Origin of the sequence: Paracraurococcus ruber, assembly GCF_004353985.1 — a bacterium.
Classification (GTDB): Bacteria; Pseudomonadota; Alphaproteobacteria; order Acetobacterales; family Acetobacteraceae; genus Paracraurococcus; species Paracraurococcus ruber.
Map to the genome: position 1 here is coordinate 1 of NZ_SMOA01000229.1, position 8,802 is coordinate 8,802.

The 8,802-nt window shown below is 73.8% G+C and carries 8 protein-coding genes; 5 read left to right on the forward strand and 3 right to left on the reverse strand.

Annotation, left to right across the window (positions count from 1 at the left end; genetic code table 11):
* The first annotated feature begins 113 nt into the window (after window positions 1–113).
* Both kefF and E2C05_RS25100 read left to right on the forward strand, forming a co-directional pair.
* Window positions 114–680 carry a glutathione-regulated potassium-efflux system oxidoreductase KefF gene (kefF, locus tag E2C05_RS25095; protein WP_133222384.1) on the forward strand — a complete coding sequence of 189 codons (567 nt, stop codon included), beginning with the start codon at window positions 114–116 and terminating at the stop codon, window positions 678–680.
* Window positions 681–682: 2 nt separating this feature from the next.
* Window positions 683–2,578 (forward strand): monovalent cation:proton antiporter-2 (CPA2) family protein, encoded by a 1,896-nt coding sequence (locus E2C05_RS25100; protein WP_133222385.1) that lies wholly within the window; start codon window positions 683–685, stop codon window positions 2,576–2,578.
* Between the two features lie 123 nt (window positions 2,579–2,701).
* On the opposite strand, the gene E2C05_RS25105 is transcribed toward E2C05_RS25100, so the two are convergent.
* Window positions 2,702–3,013, reverse strand: coding sequence for a DUF4387 domain-containing protein (locus E2C05_RS25105; RefSeq protein ID WP_133222386.1), 312 nt, complete (start codon window positions 3,011–3,013; stop codon window positions 2,702–2,704).
* Window positions 3,014–3,215: 202 nt separating this feature from the next.
* Complete coding sequence (locus E2C05_RS25110) at window positions 3,216–4,574, reverse strand: acyclic terpene utilization AtuA family protein (protein ID WP_240046888.1); 1,359 nt, start codon at window positions 4,572–4,574, stop codon at window positions 3,216–3,218.
* Window positions 4,575–4,847: 273 nt separating this feature from the next.
* On the opposite strand from E2C05_RS25110, the gene E2C05_RS25115 reads away from it, so the two are divergent.
* The 3 genes from E2C05_RS25115 to E2C05_RS25125 are packed head-to-tail and all read left to right on the forward strand — an operon-like array spanning window position 4,848 to window position 8,052.
* Window positions 4,848–5,345, forward strand: coding sequence for a MarR family transcriptional regulator (locus E2C05_RS25115; protein WP_133222387.1), 498 nt, complete (start codon window positions 4,848–4,850; stop codon window positions 5,343–5,345).
* Complete coding sequence (locus E2C05_RS25120) at window positions 5,326–6,471, forward strand: HlyD family secretion protein (RefSeq protein WP_200306110.1); 1,146 nt, start codon at window positions 5,326–5,328, stop codon at window positions 6,469–6,471. Before E2C05_RS25115 ends, E2C05_RS25120 begins: the two co-directional genes overlap by 20 nt.
* A gap of 21 nt (window positions 6,472–6,492) precedes the next feature.
* Entirely contained in the window at window positions 6,493–8,052 is a 1,560-nt protein-coding gene (locus tag E2C05_RS25125; protein WP_133222388.1) for a DHA2 family efflux MFS transporter permease subunit, read from the forward strand.
* Here E2C05_RS25125 and E2C05_RS25130 read toward each other — a convergent pair.
* Window positions 8,027–8,668 (reverse strand): SOUL family heme-binding protein, encoded by a 642-nt coding sequence (locus E2C05_RS25130; protein ID WP_192912518.1) that lies wholly within the window; start codon window positions 8,666–8,668, stop codon window positions 8,027–8,029. The two genes, E2C05_RS25125 and E2C05_RS25130, sit on opposite strands and share 26 nt — an antisense overlap.
* Window positions 8,669–8,802 lie beyond the last annotated feature (134 nt).

The window sequence follows — 8,802 nt, forward strand, 5'->3', positions numbered from 1 at the left end:
CGGCCCGGCCGCCCCCTCCTGCCGGCTGCGGCGCGGCGGCGCGTCGCGCCCCGGCTTGACCGCCGCGCGGCCCCCGGCCGACCCTTTCCCCAAGCCCCGGAGACCGCCCCCGCATGCCGCAGCGCATCCTGCTGATCCTCGCCCATCCCGCGCAGCGCCGGTCGCGGGTGAATGCGGCGCTGCGGGCCGCGGCGGCGGAGCTGGAGGGCACGACGCTGCACGACCTCTACGAGGCCTATCCGGACTTCATGATCGACGTGGACCGGGAACAGGCGCTGCTGCTGGAGCATGACACGGTGGTCTTCCAGCACCCGCTCTACTGGTATTCCTGCCCGGCCATCCTGAAGGAATGGCTGGACCTGGTGCTGGAACACGGCTTCGCCTATGGCCGCGCCGGCACCAAGCTTTCGGGCAAGGGCTGGATGACCGCCATCAGCACCGGCGGCACCGGCCATGCCTATTCGCCCGATGGGCTGAACCGCCATTCCATCCACGACTTCCTCCGCCCCTTCGAGGCGACGGCGCGGCTCTGCCACATGCGCTGGCACCCGCCCTTCGTGGTGCATGGCACGCATCTGCTGGACGGCGCGGCGCTGGCCCGGCAGGGCGCGGCCTACCGGCAGCGCCTGCTGGCGCTGCGGGACGAGCCCGAACTCGCGGCCGCGCCGGGGCATCGCTGACCATGGAAGGCGGCTTCCTGCTGCAGGCCTTCGTCTACCTGCTCGCCGCCGTCGCGGCGGTGCCGATCGCCAAGCGGCTCGGCCTCGGCTCGGTGCTCGGCTACCTCATCGCCGGGGCGGTGATCGGGCCCTTCGGGCTGGGGCTGGCCGGCGATGCCGCGGCAACCATGGATTTCTCCGCCTTCGGCGTGGTGATGATGCTGTTCCTGGTGGGGCTGGAACTGCAGCCCTCCCGCCTCTGGGCGCTGCGGGTGCCGCTGCTCGGCGTCGGCGGGCTGCAGACGCTGCTGACGGCCGCCGTGGTGGGCGGCATCGGCGTGGCGCTGGGCTTCGACTGGCGGGTCGCGGTCGCCACCGGGCTGATCATCGCCGGGTCCTGCACGGCGCTGGCGCTGCAGGTGCTGGCGGAACGCGGGCTGCTGAAGACCCGCGCCGGGGAGACGACCTTTTCCGTGCTGCTGTTCCAGGACGTCTCCGGCGTGCTGGTGCTGACCATCCTGCCGCTGCTGGCGGTGATGCCGGAGGTGGCGCATGGCCATGCGGCGGAGGGCGCCTGGATCACCACCCTGCCGGCCTGGCAGCAGGCGCTGGCGGTGCTGGGCGCCATGGCCGCGGTGGTGCTGGGCGGGCGGCTGCTGACCCGCCCGGCCTTCCGCCTGATCGCCGAGACGAAGCTGCGGGAGATCTTCACCGCCGCGGTGCTGCTGCTGGTGGTGGGCATCACCCTGCTGATGCAGAGCGTCGGCCTGTCCCCAGCGCTCGGCGCCTTCCTGGCCGGCGTGGTGCTGGCGGAAAGCGAGTTCCGGCACGAGATCGAGGGCGACATCGAGCCCTTCAAGGGCCTGCTGCTCGGGCTGTTCTTCCTGGCCGTCGGGGCGTCGATGGATTTCGGCGCGGTGATGGAGGCGCCGGCGACCGTCGCCGGCCTGGTGTTCCTGATGGTCGCGCTGAAGGCCGTGGTGCTGATCGGCATGGGCGTGCTGTTCCGCTGGCCGCGGCCGGACATCCTGCTGGTGGCGATCGTGCTGTCGCAGGGCGGCGAATTCGCCTTCGTCCTGCTGCCCTATGCCGCCGGCAACGGCGTGCTGACGGCGCCCCAGGCCAACCTGCTGGTCTCGGCCGTGGCGCTGTCCATGGCCGTCACGCCGCTGCTGATGCTGGCCTATGGTCCGCTCTCCGGCCGCCTGGCGCGGGACGACCTGCCGCCCGAGCCGGACGCGATCAAGGCGGAGGGCAGCGTCGTCATCGCCGGCTTCGGCCGCTTCGGGCAGATCGTCGCCCGGCTGCTGCTGGCCAACGGCCACCGGGTGACCGTGCTGGACCACGACATGGAGACGATCGAGACGCTGCGGCGCTTCGGCTACCGCGTCTTCTATGGCGACGCGACCCGGCTGGACCTGCTGCAGGCCGCCGGCGCGGCGGAAGCGGCGCTGGTGGTGGTGGCGACCGATGCGAAGGCGACAACCGACAGCATCGTCGAGACCGTGCGCAAGCATTTCCCGCAGGCCCAGGTCCTGGCCCGCGCCATCGACCGGCCGCATGTCTACGACCTGTGGGAGGCCGGGGCGCATCTGGCGGTGCGGGAGACCTTCGGCTCCGCGCTCGAGATGGGGGTGGCGGCGCTGCGGCGGCTGGGCATGCCGGCCTATGAGGCCGAGCGGGCCGGCCGCTTCTTCCGCCGCCACGACCATCGGATGCTGGAGCGCCTGGCGAAGATCCGCAGCGACGACGGCGGCTACCGCGTCGCGGTGCGGGAAGCGTCGGAGCAGCTGCTGCAGGTGCTGGAACGCGACCAGGGCCGCGGCCGGGAAGGCCCGGTGGATGGCTGGGATTCCGCGAGCCTGGCGGAGGAGGCGCGGCAGCGCGCGGTGGAGCGGGACGCCGCGGCGTCGGGCTGAGCCGCCGCCCGGCGCACCCCAGGGGTCTGCCGGGATCGCGGGCGCCGGTGCGGCGCGCCGCATCGGCGGCCGGCGGCATCCGGCGCCCCGCCGGTTGCGGGGCATCCCATGCGGCCGCCGGCGTCAGATTGGGATGTCCACCTCCAGCAGCGGCGCGTGCTGCTGCGCGCCGTACATGTCGGTGTCGCCGATCTCCCCGGCCGGCACCAGCCGCGGCAGCGTCGCCTTGAAGGCCCGCCCGGCCGGATAGGGCGTGAACAGGACATCCGCCTCGGCGACCCCGTAGAGCCGGGCGAACAGCGCGGGGCCGAGCACGCCGGTCGCCCGCACCCGTTCGAACATCGCGTCGTCGCCGAAGACCACGTCGATGGTCAGGTCGAAGGGGCCGGCATTCTTGCTCTTGCAGACCTTGGCGATGTCGCGGATCAGCGCCATGGCGCGTCCCCCTGCTCGACCATCCGGTTCAGGCCTTCGCACCCCGCGGCGCCCCGGTCGGCCGGTGCCCGGCCGAGATCGGCATGGGGCGACCCGCGGCCGGCCGAGGCGCCGAACCGCGCCCGAGGCCAGGGCGGCGGGGCCAAGCCCCGCAGGGGCAGGAACGGCGCAGGCCGGCCGTCATGGCACAGGTCCATCGGCGTCACACCCTCTCATGCTCGATCGGGAACATCTCGCAGGGATCGTCCGGCAGGACGATGTGCGACATGCTGAAGCGATAGACCTCGCCCGCCGGCAGGTCGCTGGGGGAGAAGGGGAAGGCCATGTTCCCCTCCTTGCACAGCCGGCCCGGGAAGTCGCAATGCAGCATGCTGGTGCGGGCCAGGGCGATGACGGCGGCGGCGATCTCGGCATCCCGCCCGACCACGTCCACCAGGAAGCCGACCTCGTGCGGGCGCATGTCGCGCAGCGGCTCGCGCGCCGCCATCACCCCGTCCACGCCGTAGCGGTGGATGGTGAGAACATACTCCTCCGGCGTGATGTCCAGGTCGCGCGCCTTGCCCGCGACCAGCGCCCGCACCTCCCCGAGGAAATGCTCGAGCTGGCCGATCAGCCCCGGGTCGCGCGTGCCGGCGATGGTGATGGCGCGGTGGCCCAGCCGCTCCGCCGCCTCCAGCTTCACCGTATAGCCCTCGGCCGGCTGCCAGCGCATGCCGCTGACCAGCGTCGCCTTGGGCGAGACCTGCTCGAACCGGCACTCCGCGGTGTCCAGCACCCCGCCCGGCTCGACATGCCGGATCGGCGACGGGTTCTCGTGCAGCGAATGGTTGGCGAGCGAGAGCGGCGTGCAGGCGCGCTCGCCCATCGGCTCGCAGACCACGCCATCCTCCCGCACCGTCACGTACAGGCAGTCCGGCCCCTTCGGCAGCGCGGGGGAGGCGCCGCATTCCAGCATCTTCCCGGCATACCAGGCCTCGGCCGGCGGCAGCTGGGCGCGCAGCGCATGCGCGGCGAAGGGCGCCGGGTCGCTGCTGCGGCCGCCGAGCACCACCTGCGCGCCCTCGTCCAGCGCGCGGATATAGGGCTCCGGCCCGCACAGGCCGACGATCCGCTCGGCCCGGTCCACCGTGCCTTCGTCGAGCGGCGCCATGCGGCCCAGCGGCTTCACCCGGCCCTGGCGCAGGCGCTGGCGGATGCGGTCCTTCGGCTGCTCGCTATGGATCAGCGCCATGGGGAAGTGCAGCCCTTCCTCCCGCGCGATGTCGCGCACCATCTGCGCCACCAGCTGCAGATGCGGCTCCCCGCCCGCGCCGCCGCAGGTGCCGACCACCATCGGCACCTTGTGCGCCACGGCGGCGCGCAGCATCAGCCGCAGGTCGCGCTTCATCGCCCGCAGCGACACGAAGGGCTTGCCGCTGCCGAGATAGTACGGCCCGGGATCGCTGCTGCCGCCGTCGCAGCCGATCATGTCCACGCCGCGGTCGAGCGCGGCGTTCAGCGAGGCCTCCGGATAGCCGTAGCCCAGGATCCCGCTGACCGAGACCATGCGGACCGCGCGCATCGCGTCCCTCCCCTGCCCGTTGGAGCGGATCGCCGGCGGGCGGAAGCGCCCGGCGGCGTGAATCGGCTCCGGAAACACCAACCAGATGCGGATCGCCGGCGTTCGGAAGCGCCCGGCGGCGTCACGCTGCTCCGCAAGCACCATGCCGGCGCGGATCGCGGGGGCGGAAGCGCCCCGCGGCGTGCCGCGGCTCGGGGGGCAGCATGGCGGACGGGGCGGGCGTGCCGCAATATCTAGCTTCCTCATCATGAGGAAGCGATCTAGCCTTTCCCCATGCGGGACGGGTCCCCCCTCGCCCATACCCAGTGGCGCCTCGGCATCCTCATCGCGCAGATCGCGCGGCGCTGGCGCGCGCGGCTGGACCAGCGCATCGCCGAATATGGCCTGACGGAAGCCCGCTGGCTCTGCCTGCTGACGATCTCCCGCGGCGGGGAAGGCATGACCCAGAAGGATCTGGCCGCCCGCCTGCTGATCGAGGGGCCGACCCTGGTCCGCACCCTCGACTGGCTGGAGGCGGAAGGGCTGGTCCTGCGGCGGGAGGCGCCGCATGACCGCCGCGCCAAGACCCTGCACCTGTCCGCCAAGGCGCGGCCGCTGATCCAGCGGATCGAGACGGCGGCGACCGGCGTGCGGGCGGAAATCCTCGCCGGCATCCCGGATGCGGACCTAGCCGCCTGCCTGTCCGTGCTGGAACGCGTCGCCACCGGCCTTGCCGTCCCCGCCCCGGCCCCGCCGCCCGAGGAAGCCAGCGATGGATATCGGCCAGCCTAGCGCCTCCCTCCGGCTGGCGCCGCCGCGGCCATCCCTGGCCCGGCGGCTGCGGCTGGCGGGCGCGGCCGGGCTGCTGCTGGCGCTGCTGGCCGCCGGCGCCTGGGCCACCCACCGCTTCCTCACCATCGTCAGCGTGGACGATGCGCGCGTCGCCGCCGACATGGTCACCATCGCGTCGCGCCTGCCCGGCTGGGTGGCGGAGGTGGCGGTGATCGCCGGCGACCAGGTGCCGGGCGGCGGCCTGCTGGTGCGCATCGACGACCGCGATTCGGCGCTGGCGCTGCGCGAGATCGAGGCGCGGCTGGGCACGCTGGCCGCCCGCCAGCGGGAGCTGGAGGCGCGCATCGCCCTGGTGGACAGGCAGACCGAGAGCCAGCAGGCCCTGGCCCGCGCCCGGCTGGAGGTGGCGCGCGCCGCCTTGCCCGCGGCCGAATCCGACCGCGCCTTCGCCGAGTCCGAGTTCGGCCGGGCGCGCGACCTGGTGGCGAGCGGCAGCGGCACCCGGCAGCGGCACGACCAGGCGCTGAGCCTGCTGAACGGCGCCCGGCAGAAGGTGCTGGGCGCCATGGCGGAGATCGAGGCGGCGCTGGCGCAGATCGCGGCGGCGGAGGCGGCGCGGGCCGAGCTGCTGGTGCTGCGCCGGCAGCTGGAGGCGCTGGACCCGGCGGAGCGGGAGCTGGCGGCGCAGCGCGACCGCGCCGCGCTGGACCTGCGCGACCGCCGCATCGAGATGCCCTTCGCCGGCGTGGTGGACCGCGTCTTCGCCGATGCCGGCGAATATGTCGCCGCCGGGCAGCGCCTGCTGACCCTGCACGACCCGGCGCGGGTGCGGGTCGAGGGCAATGTGAAGGAGACCGAGATCCGCTTCTTCCCCGCCGGCAGCCGGGTCACGGTCAGCGTGGATGCGCTGCCGGGCCGGCGGTTCGCGGGCTTGGTGGAGCGCGTCGGCGGCGCCGCCACCAGCGAATTCGCCCTGCTGCCGGCGCCCAACCCCTCGGGCAATTTCACCAAGATCACCCAGCGCATCCCGCTCCGCGTGGCGCTCGACCCGGCGCCGCCGCCCGGGCTGCTGCGGCCGGGGATGATGGTGGAGATCGAGACGCGGCGTGGCGCGGCCGCGGACTGACGCCGCGCCGGAGGCACGGGGATGACCCCGTCCGGCGAACGCACGCTGGAGGCGCTGGCGGCGCGCTGGGGCCCGTCCTATCGCTGGCTGGTCACCATCGCCGCCATCATCGGCACGGTCGCGTCCATCCTGTCCTCCACCATCGTCAATGTCGCGCTGCCCGACATCATGGGCGCCTTCGGCATCGGCCAGGACCATGCGCAGCTTCTCTCCACCGGCTTCCTGGCGGCGGTGACGGGGACCATGCTGCTGAATGCCTGGTTCGTGGAAAGCTTCGGCTTCCGCGCCACCTATGCCGCCGCGGTCGGGCTGTTCCTGGCGGGGTCCGTGCTGGCCGGCCTGGCGCCGAACGAGGGGCTGCTGATCCTCGGCCGCATCATGCAGGGCGCCTCCGCCGGCATGCTGCAACCCCTGATGACGCAGATCGTCTTCCAGGTCTTCCCGCCAGCCAAGCGCGGCAGCGCCATGGGCATCGCCGCCATCGGCGTGGTGCTGGCCCCGGCGCTGGGCCCGACCGTGGGCGGGCTGATGGTGGACAACCATGGCTGGCGCAGCGTCTTCGTGCTCGCCATGCCGGTGGCGCTCATCGGCCTCGGCATGGGCTGGGTCTTCCTGCCGAGCGCGGTCGCGGCGCAGCGGCGGCGCTTCGACGGCGTGGGCTTCGCGCTGCTGATCGCCGCGCTGCTGGCGCTGTTCATGGGGCTCTCCAGCGGCCAGCGGGACGGCTGGGGCTCGCAGCGGGTGGTGCTGGAACTCGGCCTCGCCCTGGTCTTCGCCCTGGGCTTCGTGCTGTGGGAATTGCAGGCCCAGGCGCCGCTGCTGAACCCGCGGGTCTTCGGCAATCTCGGCTTCAGCGGCGCCTTCTGCGTGGCGATGATCTACGGCGCCAGCATCTTCGGCAGCACCTACCTCATCCCGCTGTTCGTCCAGACGGTGCAGGGCTACACCGCGACGCGGGCGGGCCTGGTGATGATGCCGGCCGGGCTGATCATGGTGGTGGTCTTCCCGATCGCCGGGCGGCTGGCGGACCGCATGGTGCCCTGGCAGCCCATGGCCGCGGGCCTCGTCCTCTTCGCCGTCTCGGCCTGGCTGCTGCGCGGCGTCGATACCGACCTGCCCTTCTGGGTGCTGGCGCTGTGGATCCTGGTGGGGCGGGTCGGCCTGGGGCTCACCATGCCCAGCATGAATGCCGGGGCGCTGCGGGCGCTGCCGCCGCGCTTCCTCGGCCAGGGCGCCGGGGCGATCAATTTCGCCCGGCAATTCGGCGGCGCGCTGGGGGTGAACCTGCTGTCCATCCTGCTGGAGCAGCACACCGAGAAGCACGCCCAGGCGCTGACCCCGACCCAGGATGGCGGCGGCGAGGGCACGCTGGAATTCCTGCGCGTGACGCAGGGCATCCTGCGCCAGGCCGGCATCCCGGAGACCGACCTGCTCGGCGGGTCCTACGACTATCTCTCGCGCGTGCTGGCGGCGCAGGCGGGGATGCTGGGCTTCCGCGACAGCTTCCAGGCCGTGGCGCTGGCCTGCCTGCTGGCAGTGCTGCCGGCGCTGGCGCTCAGGCGCCGGGCGGGCGCGGCGTGACCGGCACCACCGCCTCGTTGCGGCGCAGCGGCGGCAGGGTCCAGGGCGGGTCGTAGTACCAGTCCTCGGCCTCGCCGGCCGGCTGCCAGGGGCTGCCGCGCAGCGCGGCCAGCAGCGCGGCGCGGCGGGCCTGGGCGGCCGCGGCATTCGGCACGCCGGCATAGCGCAGAACCGCCACGGTGGCGGCCGGGACCTCGGCGATGGTCACGCGCGGGTCCTCGGGCTGCGGCAGCGTCTCCCGCGTGTAGCGCGCCGGCATGAAGAACCGGATCGTCCAGGCGCCCTCGCCGGCGCGCTCCTGCGCGACCGGGGCGGTCATGGCGATCTTCTCCGGGGACTGGGCGACCGGCGCGGTCATCGCGATCCTCGCCTGGCCGCGGTTCGCCCCGAAGATGAAGCCGGCGAGGCGGCGGAAACCCTCGTTGCGGGCGGCGGCCTCCTGCGCGGCGGCGACGGTGGTCTCGGCGGCCAGGCGCGGGGCGTAGCGGCGGATCTCCACCTCGCCGACACGGTCCACCACCTGGAAGCGCGGCTCCTCGGTGCCGGAGCGCACCCCGATCACCGAGCAGGCGCCGAGCAGCAGGGCCGAGGCGGCGGAAAGCAGGCGCGTGGGCATGCGGCGGGATCCTCCATGGCGGATGAGATGGCGTCGGGCGCCGCCGCGTCCAGCGCGGCAGGCCCGGGCGCGGTCCCGCGGCCGGACGAGCCGGCGGGAGGTTGCGGCGCGGCAGACCCGGCGCGCGCCCCGCC

Coding starts and splice junctions, on each gene's coding strand:
- E2C05_RS25125 (WP_133222388.1), top strand. CDS start 6,493: ATGACCCCGTCCGGCGAACGCACGCTGGAGGCGCTGGCGGCGCGCTGG.
- kefF (WP_133222384.1), top strand. CDS start 114: ATGCCGCAGCGCATCCTGCTGATCCTCGCCCATCCCGCGCAGCGCCGG.
- E2C05_RS25110 (WP_240046888.1), bottom strand. CDS start 4,574: ATGCGCGCGGTCCGCATGGTCTCGGTCAGCGGGATCCTGGGCTACGGC.
- E2C05_RS25105 (WP_133222386.1), bottom strand. CDS start 3,013: ATGGCGCTGATCCGCGACATCGCCAAGGTCTGCAAGAGCAAGAATGCC.
- E2C05_RS25120 (WP_200306110.1), top strand. CDS start 5,326: ATGGATATCGGCCAGCCTAGCGCCTCCCTCCGGCTGGCGCCGCCGCGG.
- E2C05_RS25115 (WP_133222387.1), top strand. CDS start 4,848: ATGCGGGACGGGTCCCCCCTCGCCCATACCCAGTGGCGCCTCGGCATC.
- E2C05_RS25130 (WP_192912518.1), bottom strand. CDS start 8,668: ATGCCCACGCGCCTGCTTTCCGCCGCCTCGGCCCTGCTGCTCGGCGCC.
- E2C05_RS25100 (WP_133222385.1), top strand. CDS start 683: ATGGAAGGCGGCTTCCTGCTGCAGGCCTTCGTCTACCTGCTCGCCGCC.